Origin of the sequence: Benzoatithermus flavus (genome assembly GCF_037908215.1) — a bacterium.
Classification (GTDB): domain Bacteria; phylum Pseudomonadota; class Alphaproteobacteria; order Geminicoccales; family Geminicoccaceae; genus Benzoatithermus; species Benzoatithermus flavus.
Map to the genome: position 1 here is coordinate 43,155 of NZ_JBBLZC010000025.1, position 18,140 is coordinate 61,294.

18 protein-coding genes are annotated in these 18,140 nt (G+C 71.3%); 10 read left to right on the forward strand and 8 right to left on the reverse strand.

The window, feature by feature from the left end; genetic code table 11:
* Positions 1 to 250: 250 nt before the first annotated feature.
* From U1T56_RS19645 to U1T56_RS19675, 7 genes are all read left to right on the forward strand, one after another.
* A complete protein-coding gene (locus tag U1T56_RS19645) occupies positions 251 to 922 on the forward strand; it encodes a hypothetical protein (RefSeq protein WP_418161197.1) in 672 nt (223 codons plus the stop codon).
* Between the two features lie 60 nt (positions 923 to 982).
* Positions 983 to 1,915, forward strand: coding sequence for a metallophosphoesterase family protein (locus tag U1T56_RS19650; RefSeq protein ID WP_418161198.1), 933 nt, complete (start codon positions 983 to 985; stop codon positions 1,913 to 1,915).
* A 4-nt stretch (positions 1,916 to 1,919) separates the two neighbouring features.
* On the forward strand, positions 1,920 to 2,237 hold the full coding sequence (locus U1T56_RS19655) for a cupredoxin domain-containing protein (RefSeq protein ID WP_418161199.1): 318 nt from the start codon (positions 1,920 to 1,922) through the stop codon (positions 2,235 to 2,237).
* Between the two features lie 280 nt (positions 2,238 to 2,517).
* A complete protein-coding gene (locus U1T56_RS19660) occupies positions 2,518 to 3,456 on the forward strand; it encodes a glycosyltransferase family protein (protein ID WP_418161200.1) in 939 nt (312 codons plus the stop codon).
* A gap of 61 nt (positions 3,457 to 3,517) precedes the next feature.
* On the forward strand, positions 3,518 to 4,621 hold the full coding sequence (locus tag U1T56_RS19665) for a phosphatase PAP2 family protein (RefSeq protein WP_418161201.1): 1,104 nt from the start codon (positions 3,518 to 3,520) through the stop codon (positions 4,619 to 4,621).
* The gene (locus U1T56_RS19670; RefSeq protein ID WP_418161202.1) at positions 4,618 to 5,862 is read left to right on the forward strand and encodes a mitochondrial fission ELM1 family protein; all 1,245 of its coding nucleotides are present in this window, start codon (positions 4,618 to 4,620) and stop codon (positions 5,860 to 5,862) included. The genes U1T56_RS19665 and U1T56_RS19670 overlap by 4 nt, the downstream gene beginning before the upstream one ends.
* Before the next feature lie 70 nt (positions 5,863 to 5,932).
* A complete protein-coding gene (locus tag U1T56_RS19675; RefSeq protein ID WP_418161203.1) occupies positions 5,933 to 6,718 on the forward strand; it encodes a DUF1194 domain-containing protein in 786 nt (261 codons plus the stop codon).
* A 25-nt stretch (positions 6,719 to 6,743) separates the two neighbouring features.
* On the opposite strand, the gene U1T56_RS19680 is transcribed toward U1T56_RS19675, so the two are convergent.
* From U1T56_RS19680 to U1T56_RS19690, 3 genes are all read right to left on the reverse strand, one after another.
* Positions 6,744 to 8,294 (reverse strand): S10 family peptidase, encoded by a 1,551-nt coding sequence (locus U1T56_RS19680; RefSeq protein ID WP_418161204.1) that lies wholly within the window; start codon positions 8,292 to 8,294, stop codon positions 6,744 to 6,746.
* Positions 8,295 to 8,308: 14 nt separating this feature from the next.
* Entirely contained in the window at positions 8,309 to 8,509 is a 201-nt protein-coding gene (locus U1T56_RS19685) for a hypothetical protein (protein WP_418161205.1), read from the reverse strand.
* A gap of 155 nt (positions 8,510 to 8,664) precedes the next feature.
* On the reverse strand, positions 8,665 to 10,140 hold the full coding sequence (locus U1T56_RS19690) for a catalase (RefSeq protein ID WP_418161206.1): 1,476 nt from the start codon (positions 10,138 to 10,140) through the stop codon (positions 8,665 to 8,667).
* Between the two features lie 157 nt (positions 10,141 to 10,297).
* Here U1T56_RS19690 and U1T56_RS19695 point away from each other — a divergent pair, with 157 nt between their 5' ends.
* A complete protein-coding gene (locus U1T56_RS19695) occupies positions 10,298 to 10,672 on the forward strand; it encodes a LysR substrate-binding domain-containing protein (RefSeq protein ID WP_418161207.1) in 375 nt (124 codons plus the stop codon).
* Here the strand turns inward: U1T56_RS19695 and U1T56_RS19700 are convergent.
* The 4 genes from U1T56_RS19700 to U1T56_RS19715 form a co-directional block, all read right to left on the reverse strand.
* Complete coding sequence (locus U1T56_RS19700) at positions 10,662 to 10,946, reverse strand: hypothetical protein (RefSeq protein ID WP_418161208.1); 285 nt, start codon at positions 10,944 to 10,946, stop codon at positions 10,662 to 10,664. The genes U1T56_RS19695 and U1T56_RS19700 overlap by 11 nt on opposite strands.
* Positions 10,947 to 11,258: 312 nt before the next feature.
* Positions 11,259 to 11,648 (reverse strand): hypothetical protein, encoded by a 390-nt coding sequence (locus U1T56_RS19705; RefSeq protein WP_418161209.1) that lies wholly within the window; start codon positions 11,646 to 11,648, stop codon positions 11,259 to 11,261.
* Between the two features lie 106 nt (positions 11,649 to 11,754).
* Positions 11,755 to 12,648 carry a ParB/RepB/Spo0J family partition protein gene (locus tag U1T56_RS19710; RefSeq protein ID WP_418161210.1) on the reverse strand — a complete coding sequence of 298 codons (894 nt, stop codon included), beginning with the start codon at positions 12,646 to 12,648 and terminating at the stop codon, positions 11,755 to 11,757.
* Positions 12,645 to 13,412 carry a ParA family protein gene (locus U1T56_RS19715; RefSeq protein WP_418161211.1) on the reverse strand — a complete coding sequence of 256 codons (768 nt, stop codon included), beginning with the start codon at positions 13,410 to 13,412 and terminating at the stop codon, positions 12,645 to 12,647. Before U1T56_RS19715 ends, U1T56_RS19710 begins: the two co-directional genes overlap by 4 nt.
* Positions 13,413 to 13,985: 573 nt before the next feature.
* Here U1T56_RS19715 and U1T56_RS19720 point away from each other — a divergent pair.
* The gene (locus U1T56_RS19720) at positions 13,986 to 14,468 is read left to right on the forward strand and encodes an NUDIX domain-containing protein (protein WP_418161212.1); all 483 of its coding nucleotides are present in this window, start codon (positions 13,986 to 13,988) and stop codon (positions 14,466 to 14,468) included.
* Positions 14,469 to 14,474: 6 nt separating this feature from the next.
* On the opposite strand, the gene U1T56_RS19725 is transcribed toward U1T56_RS19720, so the two are convergent.
* Positions 14,475 to 16,937 carry a glycogen/starch/alpha-glucan phosphorylase gene (locus tag U1T56_RS19725; RefSeq protein ID WP_418161213.1) on the reverse strand — a complete coding sequence of 821 codons (2,463 nt, stop codon included), beginning with the start codon at positions 16,935 to 16,937 and terminating at the stop codon, positions 14,475 to 14,477.
* 248 nt (positions 16,938 to 17,185) lie between these two features.
* Between U1T56_RS19725 and U1T56_RS19730 the strand changes: the two genes are divergently transcribed.
* A complete protein-coding gene (locus U1T56_RS19730; RefSeq protein WP_418161214.1) occupies positions 17,186 to 18,049 on the forward strand; it encodes a shikimate dehydrogenase in 864 nt (287 codons plus the stop codon).
* Positions 18,050 to 18,140: the final 91 nt, after the last annotated feature.

The window sequence follows — 18,140 nt, forward strand, 5'->3', positions numbered from 1 at the left end:
CGCGACGCTTATTCCCCAACAGCCGTGGGACGGAATAAACACCGCGCCCGTCCGGTAGGAGCCTCGGGAGTCATCTTCCTCGGGAGGTTCCGTCATGGACGAGACAGGGCGCGGGCAGTCATCCGGTCGCGCGGCCGCCCGCTCCGCACGCCATCGGCCGAGCGTATCACGGCCGTCCTCTCGTGCCACGGCCCGGATCCTTGCTGCGGCATCGCTCTGCCTGCTCGCCGCCGGCTGCACGGGTGCCGATATGGACCGTGGCGCGGCGGGCTGGGTTCCGCCCGGCGAGGAGCGCCTGTCGCTCGTGGCGGCCGCCCGCCCCGACCGGTGGCGCGCGGTGCGCTACGCGGACGACTGGCAGGCCGAAGAGTATGCCCGGGTCCGAGCCGCGGATCTGCAGCTCGAGTATCTCGACCTCGCCGCGGAGCCCGGCAGCCCGGTAGCGCTCGCCGCGAGCTTCGATCTCGTGCGCGCCGTCGCTTTGTTCCGGCGCAACCGGGCGGGGGTCTCGGCATGGGGCGACCTCGGCCGGGTCGAGAAGCCCGGCGGGACGCTGTTCTACCGCCCCTACCGCCTCGGGGAGCGGGCCTGCTTCGGCTTCGAAGGCACGCTCGCCCGGCGCGGGGAGGATCCGCTGGAGCGGCCGTTCGAGACCTTGCTGGGCTATGGCTGCACCGATGCCGGCCTGCTCACCGCGGCCCGGATCGAGACCGTCCTCGACGGGATCGGCATCGGGCGCGCCGCCAGCCCGGCCCGCCTGCCAGCCCTGCCCCCGGCCGGGGCCGCGCTCGACTTCGCGCGCGGCAAGGCCGACCCCGATCAAGGCCTCGCCGCGTTCCCGCTCCTGCTGGCACGACACTACACGCTCGCCGATGCCGGCGAGGTGCCGGAAAGCCCGTCGTCCATCCGGCTCCGGGAATAACCGGCGCGCCGCACCGGTAAGGCCCCGCGTGGACGATCCTAAGGCCACGAGGAGACGACGATGAGCGACGACGGCACCGATCGCCGGGGCCTCCTGAAATGCATGGCGTGGGTGGGCACGGGCGTGGTGTGGACCATGGCGGGCGGCATCCCGCGCTCGATGCCGCTCGCGGCCGCGGCCGAAGCGGGGGCGATGGGTGACGACGGCTTCAGCTTCGTGCAGATCAGCGACAGCCATATCGGCTTCGCGAAGGACGCCAACACGGACGTGCCCGGCACGGTGAAGGCCGGGATCGACCGCATCCTCGCCCTGCCCCGGGCCCCCGCCTTCCTGCTGCACACGGGCGACATCTCGCATCTTTCGCAGCCTGACGAGTTCGACCTCGCCGACCAGCTCATCGGTGCTGCGCGCCTGCCGGTGTTCCATGTTCCGGGCGAGCACGACATGCTGGTGGACGAGGGGGCGAGCTACCGCGAGCGCTACGGCAAGGGCACCAAAGGTGCCGGCTGGTACAGCTTCGATCATGGCGGGGTGCATTTCGTCGGCCTCGTCAACGTGGCCGACCTCGCCCCCGGCGGGCTCGGCCGGCTCGGCGATGCGCAGCTCGAGTGGCTCGAGGACGATCTCGCCGGCCTCGGGGCGGAAACGCCCGTGGTCGTGTTCGCCCATATCCCCTTGTGGTCGGTCTATCCCGAATGGGGCTGGGGAACCGAGGACGCGGCGCAGGCGCTCGCCTATCTCAGGCGCTTCGGCTCGGTCACGGTCCTGAACGGCCACATCCACCAGGTGATGCAGAAGGTGGAGGGCAACGTCACCTTCCATACCGCGATGTCGACCGCCTTTCCGCAGCCGCAGCCGGGCGCTGCCGCCTCGCCCGGGCCCTTGAAGGTGCCGCCGGGCGAGCTGCGCCGGCTTCTGGGCACCACCGACGTCGCGTTCCGGCCGCACGCGGGCCCGCTCGCGCTCGTCGACCGGCCGCTCGCGGGAGGCTGAGCCCATGCCGGTCCGTCCCTGGCTGCTCGTCCTGGGCCTCGCCGTCGCCACGCCGGCCGAGGCCGCCACCACCGTCCGCATCGACAACTTCGCCTTCGCGCCGGCGGCGCTCACGCTGCCGGTCGGCAGCGCCGTGACCTGGGTGAACGGGGACGACATCCCGCACACCGTCACCAGCGCCGATCACGCTTTCGGCTCGGCGGTGCTGGATAAGGACGGGCAGTTCACGATGCACTTCGCGCAAGCCGGCACCTATCGCTACTACTGCCGGCTGCACCCGCACATGACCGGCACGATCCGGATCGTGCCGGGCCGAGGCTGAGCCGGCTGCCGCGGCGCGCCGCGCGCGGGAGCGGTCGGGGCCGGCTTGCGGCGACATGCCTCCTTGCCGGGGGGCGGAGAAGAACGATCTGCGGCCGGGGAGGCGCCGCGACGCCGTCCCTGACCACGGCTCCGCCCCCGCCGCCACGGAAGGGATGGAGCTTTGCGCCGGTTCATCGCATTGTCGGCGCCGGCAAGGATCCTTGACAGCGGCCCACGGCAGCGCGGCCGGGCACGACCGGCCGTTCGCACGGGCCGGCCCAGCGGGAGAATTCTCGGCCATGCGGCCTCACGTGTTCATCCATACCAACCATCGCCAGCTCGCCGGCGCTCTGGTCTCGGCGCACTCGATGCGCAGCCGGTCGCGCCATGCCGACAAGTTCGACGTCTCGTTGATCCAGCAGAAGGACTATCCGTTCTTCGCCCGCTACGAAGGCCGGCCCTATCTCAAGGGCGGGATCAGGATCGAGTGGCGCAACGACGACCTGCAGTCGTTCACGCCGCTGCGCTTCATGCCGCCCGAGCTCATGGGCTACGAGGGCCGGGCTCTCGTGGTCGATCCCGACGTGTTCGCGGTCGCCGACGTCTGGGAGCTGCTCGCGCGCGACATGGGTGGCAAGGCGATCCTGTGCCGGACGCACGAGGGCGTGAAGCGCACCGTGCGCGGCGCTTATGCCAGCTCGGTCATGCTGCTCGACTGTGCCAAGCTGAAGCACTGGAAGGTCGAGCAGCAGTTCGACGAGCTGTTCCGGTTCGAGCGCGACTATCGGAACTGGGTCGGGCTCCTGGACGAGGATCCGGCGACGATCGGCGCCATCGAGCCGCAATGGAACGACTTCGACCGGCTGGCGCCGGACACGAAGATGATCCACAACACGCGCCGCATGACCCAGCCCTGGAAGACCGGGCTGCCGGTCGACTTCCGCCCGGTCGAGCATTTTCCCCTGTTCCCGCCCTTCGGCTGGCTCATGGTGGCGCGTAGGAAGCTGTTCGGCGATTACGGACTCTTGGGCAGCTACCGCCGCCATCCCGATCCGCGGCAGGAAGCGCTGTTCTTCGCTTATTTGCGCGAATGCCTCGAGAGCGGCGCGATCGGCGAGGATCTGATCCGCGACGAGATGCGGCGGAATCACCTGCGCCACGACACGCTCGAGCGCGCCCGGACGGCACCCACGGTGGCCGCGGTCCTCTCGGACCTCGCGCCGCGCCGCGCGGCCTGAGCCCGCCCCGGCCGGCAGGGCCGGGCGAAGGACAACCTCGCAAGCAAGCGGATCGACCCCGATGGATCTCGAACGGGCCGGCGCGGCGGTGGTGCCGGCCGCAGAGCGCTACCGTGACGGGCTTCTGGCCGGCACCACCGCCGAAGCCCCCGCCTCGCCCGCCCGGCTCGCCTCTCCCCGGCGGCACCGGCTCGGGCTGCCGGGCGACATCGTGTTCCTGCTCGGCGCGTTCCTTCTGTTCGCGCTCGTAACCCTGCTCCTGAGCCGGCTCACGGGCGCTCCTTTCACCCTGCCGACCGAGCGGGTGAGCCCGGCCTTGGGCATTCCGGCGATCGTGCCGGTGCTCGCCGCCGGCGGCGGCTATCTTCTGGCGCAGATCGTCCGCCATCTCTGGCGTCCGCGTCCCGGCGAGGGCTGGGCCGACGTGGCACGGCTGGTCGCGGTCGATCTCGGCTTCGTCGGCCTGTTCCTCGCCGTCACCTATCTCCACTTCCATCTCAAGACCTGGATGCCGCTCGTCAACCCGCACCTGTTCGACCAGGCCTATTTCGCGGTCGACGAGCGGCTCCGCTTCGTGATCGCCGCTCTGGCGAAGGTGCGGGCCATGGTCGCCGCCGTGCTGCCCGCACCCGATCTCTGGTACCAGGGAGCGCAGGCCACGCTCGTCATCCTGGCCTTCTGGCTGCACGCGCTCGGCAACCGGCGCTGGCACCATCACAGCATGATCGCCCTGCTGCTGCTCTTGATGCTGGGTCCCCTCACCTACCTGATCGCGCCGGCGGTCGGGCCCTTTCTGTTCGAGGACGGGCCGAATGCGGTCGCGACGGTGAGCCAGCACGCCATGCACGAGGTGTTCTCGAACGTGCAGGCCGGCGGCCCCGCCTGGCTCGCGGCGCACGGCGGCGAGCATCTCACGGCAGCGCTCGCGGCGATGCCGTCGCTCCACGTGGCGCTCGCCACCCTCGTCACCTACTACGCCTTCAAGATGCGCTCGGCGTTGCTGCCCCTGATCCTGTTCCTCTCGGGCTGGATCTTCGTCGAATCGGTGGTCTCGCGCTGGCACTATCTGGTCGATCTGCCACCCGGCGTCGCGCTCGCGGCCCTCGTCATCCTGCTCACCAACCGGATCTGCCGCTGGCGCGTCGCGGGGGAGGGACGCCCGTGAGCGACCGGCCGGAGACGATCCCCGAGACGCCGCCGCCCCGGGTCTGGGCGGTCTTGTGCTACCGGGCGGGGGACAATGCCCAGATCCTGGCCCTCGCCCAGGCCCTGGGCTGGCCGTTCGAGGTCAAGCGCCTCGCCTACCGGCCGGGCGGGCGGATCTTCGACGTCTGGCGCGGCACCAACCTTTTCGGCATCGACCGGACGCGGTCGAGCCCGCTCGAGCCTCCCTGGCCCGATCTCGTCATCACGGCCGCGATGCGCAACGAGCCCGTCTGCCGCTGGATCAAGCAGCAGACGGGCGGCAAAGCGCGCTACGTCCATATCGGCAAGCCCTGGGCCGACGCCGCGCGGTTCGATCTCGTCCTCACCGTGCCGGAATACCCGGTCCCGGACCGGCCCAACGTGCTGCGCACGCGCCTCAGCCTGAACCGCGCCAATCCCGTGACGCTCGCAGCCGCGGCCGAACGCTGGGCGCCACGCCTGGCACACCTGCCCCGGCCCTATATCGCCGTGCTCGTGGGCGGCTATGCCGGCCCGCACTGCTTCGATCAAGAGAAGGCGGAGCGGCTCGGCCGCGAGGCGCGAGCCCTGGCACGGCGCCTGGGCGGCGGCACGCTCCTGGTCACGACCAGCGCCCGCACCGAGCCCGCAGCGGCCGATGCGCTCGAGGCCGCGATCGGCCAGCCCGCCCATGTCCATCGCTGGCGCCCGGACGATCCCGACAATCCCTATTACGGCTATCTGGCGCTGGCCGAGGCCATCGTCGTCACCTCCGACAGCACGATGATGCTGGCCGAGGCCTGCGCCACCGGCAAGCCCGTACACCTGTTCGATCTTCTGCTCGACGATCCGCCGCCGGCAAGCGAGCCGCTGCGGGCGAAGCTGAAACGCTGGTGGCGGCGCTGCAATCCCGGCCGCCTCAAGGCCTTCCTCTACCGCGAGATCTTCTGGGGCGGCCTCGTGCCGCGTTATCTCGTGCGCGATATCCGCGTCGTCCACGACGAGCTGATCCGCGCCGGGCGGGTGGTCTGGCTGGGCCAGCCCTTTCCCGAAGCCCCCCCGCCCCTTCCCGACGAGATGGCGCTGGCCGTGGCACGCGTGCGCGCCCTGTTCCCGGACCGGGCCGCCCCGCCCCTGCCGCACGCCGCCGCTCCGGCCCTCGCTCCGACGGCACCCTGCCCGGCAGCATCGGAAGTGCCCGGCACCCGACCGCCCTCGGCAGCCTCGATCACCAGGGCGTGATCGATCTCCCCGGTACCCCGATCCTTTGCCATTCTCGGCCGAACGGCACGGGCTGCCGAAAGGTGCGGCGATGCGATGGAAGGTGCTGGCTTGCCTGGGTCTGTTGGGCCAGGGGATCCTTCTGCCCGTGGCGGCCGCAATGGAGGTCGATCTCGAGCTCGTGCTCGCGGTCGACGTCTCGGGTTCGATGGACACCGAGGAGCAGGCGGTGCAGCAGCAGGGCTACAGCGAAGCCCTGCTCCACCCCGAGGTGCTGGCCGCGATCCGCTCGGGGCCTCTCGGGCGGATCGCGGTCGCTTACGTCGAATGGGCCGGGACCGGCGCTCAGGCCGTCGTGGTACCCTGGACGCCGATCGCCGACGAGGTCACGGCCAGGAGCTTCGTCGCCGCCCTCGACGATGCGCCTCCCGGCCGGCGGCACGGCACCTCGATCTCGGGCGCGCTTGCCTTCGCTGCCCCTCTGTTCGACGGCAACGGCTACGAGGGGCCCCGGCGCGTGATCGACATATCGGGCGACGGGGCCAACAACATGGGGCCACCGGTGATGCCGGTGCGCGACGCCGTGGTGGCGGCCGGGATCGTGATCAACGGCCTGCCGATCGCGCTCCGCCCGTCCGGCGGCTGGTTCGGCCTCGACGGCCCGGAGCTCGTCGCCTATTACCGCGACTGTGTCATCGGCGGGCCCGGCGCCTTCGTCCTGCCGGTGACCGAGGCGGGCCAGCTCGCGGAAGCGATCCGGCAGAAGCTCGTGCTCGAGATCGCGGGCCGCGTCCCCCGTCCGCAGCCCGTGGCCGTGGCCGGTAGCGACTGCCTGGTCGGCGAACGGCAGCGCCGGATATGGGAGCGCGAGCCGTGAGGGGCCGGCCCGGCGGCTCCGGGCGTCATTTGCCGCCGCCCTCTTCCCGCGCCGCCAGCGCCCGCTCGTAGAGCGCCTTCGCGTCCTGCAGGAGCGCGTGGCGCGATCCGGCACGCATGTAGGGCATGTGGCCGCCGGGATAGACGCGAAACGTGATCGGGGCGGCACCGGCCAAGGGCGGAAGCTGGTCCAGCAGGTAGCGCGAGCCGAGATAGGGGGTGACGAGGTCGGTGTAGCCGTGGGCGATCAGCACCTCGAGCGAGGGGTTGAGCGTGCGGCCGGCCTCGAGATCGTCGAGCGCATCGGCGTAGCCCTGGCGGCCCGGCGCGGTGCCGTAGTCCCATTTGCCGCTGATCTCGGGCTCGAGCAGGCGGTAGTCGATGTCGGTCGTGTAGCCGAGCTCGCCCCGGACGTAGGCGACGAAGGCCGAGGTCCAGACCGGCACGGCGCGGTCCAGCACGGGATCGGGGCCGCTGGCACGCGGGCTTGCCGGGTCCGGGTCCGGTCCGTCGACGGCGCCGTCGTAGCGGCTCAGGACCCGGCCTTGCGCGCGGGCATATTCCTTGATGAAGCGGCCGACCGGGATGCGACCCCAGCTCTGCCGCACGAGATCGGAGGCGAGGCCGGTGAGCGCGGCGAGCCGCTCGACGATGCCGGGCGGCAGCGCTCTCGGGCCCGCGGCCAGGGCCACGAGATAGTCCGAGAGCGCCCAGCGCTCGATCTCGGGCAGGCGGGCGGTCAGGAGCTCCTCCTGTCCCTGCCGCTCGAGATGGACCGCTGCCATGGCGGGCAGGGTCAGGGCGAAGGGCAGCAGCATGTGGTCGTCGTCGCGGCCGGGCCGGAGGAGGGCGAAGGCAAGGGCCGGCGAGATCAGCACGAGCCCGCTCGGGGCGATCCCGCTCTCGTCCTGCAGCGTGCGGGCGAGCACGGCGGCGCGGAAGCCGCCATAGCTCTCGCCCACGAGGAAGACCGGTGCGAGGGTGCGCCCGTTGCGGGCGAGCCAGAGGCGGATGAAGGCCGCCATGGCCGAAGCGTCCTGGCGCACGCCGAAGAACCGCCGCTCGGCCTCCTCGCCCGGTGCTGCCGCCCGGCTGTAGCCCGTGCCCACGGGATCGACGAAGACGAGATCGGTGAAGGGCAGCCAGCCATCGGGATTGTCGAGGAGCCGGGCCGGCGGCGGCAGATAGCCGCCTTCCGGCGAGAACGCGACCAGGCGCGGGCCGAGGGCTCCCAAGAGCAGGAAGGCCGAGGCCGCCCCGGGCCCGCCGTTGAAGACGAAGGTGACGGGGCGCGTGGCATCGGGCGGGTCCAGGACATAGGCGACGTGGAAGATCGCGGCCGTGATCTCGCCCCTGGTGTCGCGCAAAGGGAGCGTCCCGGCGGTGGCGGCATAAGCGAGCCGCCGGCCGTCCTGTACCAGCTCGTGCCGCGTGGTCACGGGCGCGGGCAGGAGCTGCAGGACACCGGCGCCGGCGGCTGCCGGCGGCTTCGCCGGCTCCTCGGCCACGACCGGCACGGCCAGAAGCAGGCCGGCGAGAAGTGCCGCGAGCCAGGATCGCGATCTCGATGCCGTCATGCCCGCTCCCGCCCTCATTCCTCCACCCGGCGCCGCCAGACGAAGGCTCGTTGCAGCCCGGCCCGCGCATCGCGCGCGACGATGGACCGGCGCGTGCAGGAGCAGGCCGCCGTCCGCCGGCGCACGCCGCTCATGCGCGACGCGATCTCGATCGAACCCATGGCCGTCAAGGGTCGTTGCACGACCCAGAGGTCGTCGTCCAGACGGTCGAGCATCGCGCGCCCATCCCGAAGCGGCGGGTCCGTTCACGCGACGACCAACGCCCGCCCGGAGCCGAGGCTGCCCGCCCCACGCCTCGTTCCTGTCCGCTGCGAAAAGGGCGGCACCGCCGGGCCAGGGACCCGGCGGTGCCGGTCGGGGGGGAGGAGGCTTACTCGGCCGCGGCCTGCGCCGAAGGCAGGTCGCGCTCGTCGAGGCCCATCCGGGTCGCCACACCGAGGCCGTAAGCCGGGTCGGCGGCATGGAAGTGCGCGACTTGGCGGCGGACGATCTCGAGCGGCACGCCCTGCATCGCTTCCGCGATGTTGTCCATGAGCCGGCCTTGCGCCGCGGGGCCCATGAGGCGGAACAGCCGGCCGGGCTGGCTGTAGTCGTCGTTGCCGACCCGATGGCTCCAGCGGTCGGCATCGCCCGCGATCCGGAGCGGCGGCTCACGGAAGCGCGGGTCCTCGACCGGCCCGCCGAACGAGTTGGGCTCGTACCAGGCGTTGCCGCGGTCCGGGATCTCGAACAGCATCGAGCCGTCGGCGTGGTAGTGATGGACCGGGCAGCGCGGCCGGTTGACGGGCAGCATCTCGTAATGCGTGCCGACCCGGTAGCGGTGCGCGTCGGCATAGGCGAAGATGCGGCCCTGCAGCATCTTGTCGGGCGAGAAGCCGATCCCCGGCACGATGTTGGAGGGCGAGAACGAGGACTGCTCGACTTCCGCGAAATAGTGCGCAGGATTGCGGTTCAGCTCGAGCACGCCGACCTCGATCAGGGGATAGTCCGCGTGCGGCCAGACCTTGGTGAGGTCGAACGGGTCAAAGGGCGTCGTCTCGACGTCGGCCTCGGGCATGACCTGGACGCACAGGCGCCAGCGCGGGAAGTCGCCCTTCTGGATCGCCTCGTAGAGGTCGCGCTGGGCGCTCTCGCGGTCCTTCGCGATCACCTGCTCGGCCTCGCGGTTGGTCCACCACTTGATCCCCTGCATGGACTTGAAGTGGAACTTGACCCAGAACCGCTCGCCGGCCTCGTTCAGGAACGCGTAGGTGTGCGAGCCGTAGCCGTTCATGAACCGGTAGCCCTGCGGCAGGCCGCGGTCCGAGAACAGGATCGTCACCTGGTGCAGGCTCTCGGGGCTCAAGGACCAGAAGTCCCACATCGCCGTGGGCGAGCGTAAGTTCGTCGCGGGGTGCCGCTTCTGGGTGCGGATGAAGTCCGGGAACTTCAAGGGGTCGCGGATGAAGAAGACCGGCGTGTTGTTGCCGACGAGGTCCCAGTTGCCCTCCTCGGTATAGAACTTGACCGCGAAGCCGCGCACGTCGCGCTCGGCATCGGCCGCCCCGCGCTCGCCGGCTACGGTCGAGAAGCGCAAGAACACCTCGGTCTCTTTCCCGATCGCGCCGAACAGCTTGGCCTTCGTATAGCGCGTGATGTCGTTCGTGACGGTGAAGGTGCCGTAGGCGCCCGAGCCCTTGGCGTGCACCACGCGCTCGGGGATGCGCTCGCGGTTCTGGTGCGCGAGCTTCTCGATCAGCTGGTAGTCCTGCAGGAGAAGCGGTCCGCGCGGGCCGGCGCTGAGCGAATTCTGGTTGTCGGCGACCGGCGCTCCGGCCGTGGTCGTCATCGTCTTCGGGCGCGTCATGATCGTTCCCCTCGGTGGTCTCGCGTCCCGGCCCACCACGAGGGCCGGCCCGAGGCGAAAGCTAGGGGCCGATATCGATAACATCTAATATTATTGTCCAATCTGCTCGATAAGATAATCCTATCGTGCATGGTGACGCTGCGCCAGCTCCGCTACCTTGAGGCCCTCGCCCGGCACCGGCATTTCGGGCGGGCGGCGGCGGCTGGAAGAGGGGCACGGCCTCAGGAATCAGGCGCTGGGCTGGTGCCGGCAGGTGGACGGGGCGGCCATGAGCGGCTTCGGCGCCTGCTCGCTCGCGACCATCGTCCAGATGGTGGCGAACGGGCTCGGTGTCACGCTGCTGCCCGAGCTCAGCCTCGCCTTCGAGGTGCGCGATCCCAGGATCGCGCCCGTGCGGCTGGGCTCGGGCGCGCCGAGCCGCACGCTGGGTCTGGCCTGGCGCCGCTCCTCGCCCAGGCGGCGCGACTTCGTGGCACTCGGCCGGCTGCTCGCGGCCAGCCGGCCGGCGGCGGGCGCAGCGCTCACGAGCTAGCGCTGTCACCAGCCGGTCGCTGCGCCTCGGACAGGGAATCCTTCTCGCCCGGAAACGTGCCGCCGCAGACCAGCCCGGCGAAGCGCCGCTCGACCGGGCTGAGCTCACGGAAATAAGCCCCCAAGGAGATGTCGCAGGTGGCGGCCATGGTGGCCCGTGCCTGCAGGTCGTTCATCATCCGTCGCTGCTGGACGACGGCTGCACCGTAAGCTTGCACCTCAGCGCAGGCCGGAAGCAGGGCGAGGGCGGCAAGGGGCAGGAGGCGTAGGCGCATAGGAGGGCTCCCGACGCAGGAAGGCACGCGTTTAGGATTTATAACCTATAAAAGGCCATAAAGCAAGATAAAGCGATATATGATCCTGCAACATCGCCGATTTCGCCACGCCTGGTCGGCCGAGGGCGAGCGCATGGGCTCGAGGAGGCAAATCGGGGTATTCTATTCCTCGGCTCGGGAGCAGATGAGGCCGATGCCGCGCTGGCGGCCCGACCGGCAGCCACGACGCGCCAAGGCGCTGGATGGGCCGGAGGAGGGTCTGGGCGAGTCGCCCCGAACGTCCTCGGCCCGAGCCGCACCGGGCGCGGCGGCTCAGTCCTCCTCCTCGTCCTCGGCATCCGCGAGCTCGTCTTCCGCTTCGCGCCCGGCCGTCGCCACGCTGCCGTCGCCGCGGATGATCTGCCGGGCGCGAAGCGTGCCCTCCTCGACCGTCCCGGTGACGGTGACCGGCTCGCCGGGTGCGAGGCCGGCGAGCCCGAGATCGCCGGCGGCGACCGCGACCGGCTCGGCCGTGGTGAGCTCGGCCAGGGTGAAGCCCGCCCCGGCGATGGCGGTGACCGTGCCGGCGATCGTGCCGTGCCCGGCCGCCTGCAGCTCGGCCGGGCTCACGGGCGCGCCGGGAGCGGGAACGGCATGCTCGCCGGCACCGGCGGGCGGAGCGGCCAGGAACGCGAGCAGGCCGGAGACGACGAGGGTGCGCATGAACGGATCCTCCCGCTGCTCGCCGGGCGGGAACGGCCCCGCGCCGGCCATCCTTCTCGTGGAGGATCGTGCCACGGCCGGGCTGAGCCCGGCCTGAACCGGGCGTTCAGCCGGCGTTCAGGCCCCGCGCCTTCCGGCGGCCCGGGCCGCGGCGCAGGCTCGCGAGCCGACGGCCGAGCGCGGCGTGGACGGCGGCGAGCGCGGCGAGCGCCGGTTCGGCGGGATCGACCGGCGGCAGCTTCTCGAGCCGGGCGAGGAGCCGGCGCGCCTCGGCGAGGCAGCTCGCGAGCGGCGCGGGACGGGGCCGTGCCGGCCCGCCCGGCGCCGCGCGCCGGGCGGCGCGCAAGGCCCGTACGCCGAGCCCGCCCGCCTTGACCTCGTCCCACAGGCGGAGCTGCAGGGCCTCGTCCGGCACGGCGGCGAGCTCGATCAGCAGCGACTTCGACACCCTATCCGACGTCGGATACTCGGCCCGGATCCGCGCCGGCAGGCGGTTGAGGGCGAGCAGAGCGCTCACCGTATTCTGCTTGAGGCCCAAGATCGCTCCCATCGCCGCCTGGCTGTAGCCGTGGCGCTGCATGAGCCGCTGCACCGCCGCCGCGGTCTCGAACGGATCGAGCTCCTGGCGCTGCAGGTTCTCGACCAGCGCCACCTCGCCGGGCTCGCCCGCGACGAGAATGGCGGGAATGGTGGCGCGGCCCAGAGCCTTGACCGCGGCGAGCCGGCGCTGGCCCGCCACCAGCACCCAGGCGGGCCCTTCGGGCTCGCCCCGGCGCACCAGGATTGGCTGCAGGAGCCCGTGCCGTGCGATCGAGGCGCGCAGCTCCGCGAGCGCCGCCTCGTCGAGGCGGGCGCGCGGCTGCTCGGGGTTGGGAGCGATCGCCGCGACGTCGAGCTCGACGAGGCGCGGCAGGTCGGCCGAGAGCTGGAAGAGCCGGTCGCGCCCGAGCCGTTCCTTGAGGCTCACCCTCGAGCGCCCCTCGAGGCCGGACCGGCTCAAGGGACGAGCTCCGCGAGCAGCACCTCGGCGAGCTGCCGGTAGCCCTCGATCGCCCGCCTCAGGCTCGGATGGCCGAGCCCCGGCACGCCCGCGACCGAGGCCTGATCGAAGGCCGTGCTGCGCCGGACCGCCGGGAACAGGCGGCAGTGGCCGCAGAGGAGAGCCGCGAGCTCGGCCAGGGCCTCGCGGTCGTGGCTGTTGCGCGCATCGTGCATGGTCGGCAGGACACCCAAGACGGCGAGCGCCGGATTGAGGCGGGTCCTGATCTTCTCGATGGTCTCGAACAGAAGCGACACGCCCATGAGCGAGAGATAGTCGGTCTTGACCGGTACCAGCACGTGGCTCGCGGCGGCGAGCGCGTTGACGGTGAGCAGGCCCAAAGACGGCGAGCAGTCGATCAGGACGAGATCGAAGCGCGCCCGCAACCGCTCCAGGCGCCGGGCCAGGAGCGTGGCACCGTTCCACTCGCGCAAGAGATCGCTCTCGCTGCTCGCGAGCCGGATCGAGGCCGGAAGCAGCGCCGGATTGCCCGGCAGGGGCAGCTCCTCCGCCGGCCGGTCGCTCAAAAGCAGCGCATCCGCGGTCCGGCCCTCGGCATCGAGGGTGCGCGGGTCCGCGCCGAAATAGATCGTGAGGCTCGCCTGCGGGTCGAGGTCGATCGCGAGCACGCGCCGGCCGAGATCGGCCAGGGCTTTCGCGAGGTTCGCCGTGGTCGTGGTCTTGCCGACACCGCCCTTCTGGTTGGCGACGGCGATCACGGGCACGGCGGAAGGCTGCTCCGGCATGCGCCCGATAAGAGGGGAGGGCCTTGGCGAAATCAAGCGCCGGTGTCGGCGGGCGGCGATCATCCGACGTCGGATGCGTCGCGCCGGTCACGGGGATGCTTCTTGCCCGCGGTCCACTACCTCGCCGCTCCGACCGGCCGGTGGAGCGAGCATCCGTGATGCCGCGTTCCGAGCTGGCCAGGACCGCCACCCGGCGGTATCGCGGACGGTCACGTTCTCGGCCCGCGAGCCCGCGACGCTGATCGGCCGCGGCACGGGTGCCAAGGTCGACAAGCAGATCCAAGACGCGCCCTTGCGGCTGCGATCGACCACGATCGGCCCGCCGATCGAGGCGGGGGACGAGCAGGGTATCGGCGATCCGGCTGTCCTGCGTTCCCGAAACGAGCTTGCAGCAAGGCCCGTCGCTCGGGATCATGCGCAGGCGTGACCCGCGCAGCGCGAGGGCTTTCCGCACACGACCAGCAGAAGGCCTGCGCCAAAGGCTCGCTCCCGGCCCTCGCGGGTTCTAGTCTCCGATCACCCGACCGACGCCGGAGAGGACGCGAGCCGGCCATGGATGCGCTGTTCCGCCTGGGCTACCGGACCGCCTTTCGCGTCTTGCGGCTGTGGTGGCGGGTGCGGCGGCCCGTGCTGGAGGGGGCCGCGGTCGCGGTCTGGCACGACGGGCGGCTGCTCGTGGTCAAGACCTCCTACCACGACCGGCTCGACCTGCCGGGCGGCGGGCGCGGCCGGGGCGAGGCGCCGCGCGCGGCCGCGGCGCGCGAGCTTCTCGAGGAGACCGGGATCGAGGTGCCGCCCGCCGCCCTCGTCCCGGCCGGCCGCTTCCGCTTCGAGGACCTGCGCCGTCGGATCACCGATCACGTGTTCGCCTGGCATCCGGCAGAAGCACCGGTGCCTCTGGTCGACCGGCGCGAGATCGTCTGGGCTGGCTGGCTGGCACCGGACGAGATCGCGGCAGCACCGTTGACCCCGACCCTTCGCCTCTATCTCGCGAGCCGCGCTTTCTCGCCGGCAAAGGCGCGCGCTCGGACCTGAGCCGGCTCAGCCGCCGAGCGGCACCTGCCAGATCTCGCGCGCATAGTCCCTGACCGTGCGGTCGCTCGAGAACCAGCCCATGCGCGCGGTGTTCAGCACGGCCTTGCGCCACCACAGCGCGGGCTCGCCGTACGCTTCCGCCACGCGCCGCTGGGCCGAGGCGTAAGCGTCGAAGTCGGCCGTGACCATGAAATGATCGAAGCGGGCGAGATCGTCGAGGAGCGGCCGGAAGCGGCCGGGATCGTCCGGCGAGAAATGGCCGGATTCGATCAGCGCGAGGGCGCGCTGCAGGCGGGGGCTCGCGGCGATGGCCTCGGCCGGCGCGGGACCGTTCTGGCGCCGGGCGGCCACTTGCGCGGCGGTGAGGCCGAAGATGAAGATGTTCTCGGGGCCCACCCGCTCGCGCATTTCGATGTTGGCGCCATCGAGCGTGCCGATGGTGAGCGCACCGTTGAGTGCCAGCTTCATGTTGCCGGTACCCGAGGCCTCCATGCCGGCCGTCGAGATCTGCTCGGAGAGATCCGCACCCGGAATCAGGATCTCGGCGAGACTCACGTTGTAGTTCGGCAGGAACAGGATCTTGAGCCGGCCCTTGACCACGGGTGCCTGGTTGATCACCGCGGCGACGTCGTTGACGAGCTTGATGATCAGCTTCGCGCGCAGGTACGAGGGAGCAGCCTTGCCCGCGAAGATCTTGACCCTGGGCCGGTAGTCCATATCCGGCCGGTCCAGCATCTCGGCATAAGCCGCCACCGCCTCCAGGATGTTCAGAAGCTGGCGCTTGTACTCGTGGATGCGCTTGATCTGCAGGTCGAGCAGCGCCTCCGGCGGCAGGACGAGGTCGTGCCGCCGGGCGACGAAGGCGGCGATCCGCGCCTTGTTGGCCCGCTTGATCGCGGCGAAGCGCTCGCGGAAGGCCGCATCCGCGGCGAGAGGTACCAGCCCTTCGAGCCGCTCGAGCGCGGTGAGCCAGCGCGTCTCGCCCAAGGCCTCGCTGATCAGGCGGGCGAGTTCGGGATTGCAGTCGAGCAGCCAGCGCCTGGGCGTGACCCCGTTGGTGATCGCCGTGATCCGGTCCGGGAAATACCGGTGCAGGGGCCGGAACACGGTCTCCTTCATGAGCTCGCCGTGAAGGGCCGAGACGCCGTTGACGCGGCGGGCGCCCAGGAAGGCGAGGTGCCCCATGCGCACGGAACGGCCATAGCCCTCGTCGATGATCGAGACCTCGGCGAGATGCGGGTCGGGATTGTCGGGCCTGGCCCGAAGCTCGCTCAGGACGTGGGCGTTGATCTCGTAGACGAGCTGGAGATGGCGCGGCAGCAGCCGCTCCACGAGCGGCACCGGCCAGCGCTCGAGCGCTTCCGGCATCAGCGTGTGGTTGGTGTAGTGGATGGTGCCGCGCGTGATCGCCCAGGCCTCGTCCCAGCCGAGCCCGTGCTCGTCGATGAGCAGCCGCATCAACTCCGGCACGGCGATGGCGGGGTGGGTGTCGTTGAGCTGGATCGCGACCTTGTCGGGCAGCGAGGCCAGGCTCGGATGATAGCTCAGATGACGCCGCAGGATGTCCTGCAAGGAGGCGCTCGTGAAGAAATATTCCTGCTTGAGCCGGAGCTCCTGCCCGGCCTCGGTGGCGTCGTTGGGATAGAGCACGCGGCTGATCGACTGCGAGAGCACCTGGTCCTGCACGGCGCGCATGTAGTCGCCGCGGTTGAAAGCCTCGAGGTCGATCAGGTTGCCACTCTGCGCCGACCACAGGCGCAGCGTGTTGATGTGCGTCCCGCCCCAGCCCACGACCGGCGTGTCGTAGGCCACGGCCAGCACGCGCTGCCCTCCCTCCCAGCGATGGACCCGCCGGCCGCTCGCATCGCGCTCCTCGCGGACATGGCCGTAGAAGCGGACCGGATAGATGGCCTCGGCGCGCTCGAATTCCCAGGGGTTGCCGAAGGCGAGCCAGTCCTCGGGCCGCTCCACCTGCCAGCCGTCGTCGAAACCCTGCTTGAACAGGCCGTGTTCGTAGCGGATGCCGTAGCCATAGGCCGCGATGCCGAGCGTGGCCATGCTGTCGAGCAGGCAGGCGGCGAGCCGCCCGAGGCCGCCATTGCCGAGCGCTGCGTCGGGCTCGACCTTGAACACCTGCTCGGCATCGACTCCAAGCTCGCTCAAAGCCGCGGTCGCCACCTCGTGGAGCCCGAGATTGCGCAAGGAATCGGCGAGCAGGCGGCCGATCAGGAACTCGAGGCTGAGATAATAGACCCGCTTTTTGTCCGCCTCGTAGGTCCGGCGCGTGGTCGCCATCCAGCCGTCCACCAGCCGGTCGCGCACGGCCAGGGCCAGGGCCACGAACCAGTCGTGGCGGGTCGCGGTCTTCGGGTCCTTGCCGACCTGATAGATCAGCTTGGCCAGAATGGCGCTTTTGAATTCGCCCCGATCGAGACGAGACGAGGAAAGGGCGGCAGCGGGCTCGAACATGGTCTGAGGGCTCGTCGCAAGCGGACCGGAAAAGCTCTCGGGCGACACTACGCGTGCTCGTCCCCAAAACAAGGCTGCGCGCCAGCCGGCGTCCGCGCCGAGCCGGGCGGGGAGGTGCTTTTCGGGCGCTGCGTGGCAGTGTCGCGGTCCTCGCCGTCGTGCCGGACCGCCGCCGGGGCGGCTCTTGACCGCCGGCGCACCGCCGCCGATGGTCGGCGCCGCCACTGCCACAGAAGGGATCGAGGACCGTGCTGCTGTCGGGAAAGGCCAGGCTCGCCGGCGTCATGGGCTGGCCGGTCGGCCATTCGCTCTCGCCGCGCCTGCACGGGCACTGGTTCGAGCGCTACCGCATCGACGGCACCTACGTGCCGCTGCCGGTGCGGCCCGAGGACGTGGCGCTCGCCTTCCAGGCGCTGCCGCGGCTGGGTTTTCTCGGCTGGAACGTCACCGTGCCGCATAAAGAGGCGGCCTTTCGCCTCGTCGACGAGCACGACCCGGCGGCAGCGAGGATCGGAGCGGTCAACACCGTGCTGGTGCAGCCGGACGGCCGGCTCCTGGGGCTCAACACCGACGGCGCCGGCTTCCTCGCCCATCTGCGGGCGACGGCGCCGAGCTGGACGCCGGCGGCGGGGCCGGTGGCGCTCCTGGGCGCCGGCGGTGCCGCGCGCGGGATCGCGGTGGCCCTGCTCGAGGCCGGGGTGCCCTCCTTGCGGCTCACCAACCGTACGCCCGAGCGCGCCGCCGCCCTGGCCGAGGAGCTGGCGCGACTGGGCCGTGGGGTCGAGCTTCTGCCGTGGGCGGCGCGGGAGGGGGCGTTTCTCGAGGGGGCGGCCTTGCTGGTCAACGCCACCAGCCTCGGCATGGCGGGCCAGCCGCCGCTCGAGCTTTCGCTGACGGTGCTGCCGCGCGCGGCGGTGGTGGCCGACATCGTCTATGTTCCGCTCGAGACCGCGCTTTTGCGGGCGGCGCGGCGGCGCGGCCATGTGGCGGTGGACGGGCTGGGGATGCTTCTGCACCAGGCGGTACCGGGGTTCTCGCACTGGGGCGGGGTGGTGCCGGTGGTGGACGAGGCGCTCAGGGCCGCCGTGCTGGCGGGGCTGGCCGGGGGGTGAGGGGGCGGCTGGGGTTGGTTGCGGGGGCAGGATTTGAACCTGCGACCTTCAGGTTATGAGCCTGACGAGCTACCGGGCTGCTCCACCCCGC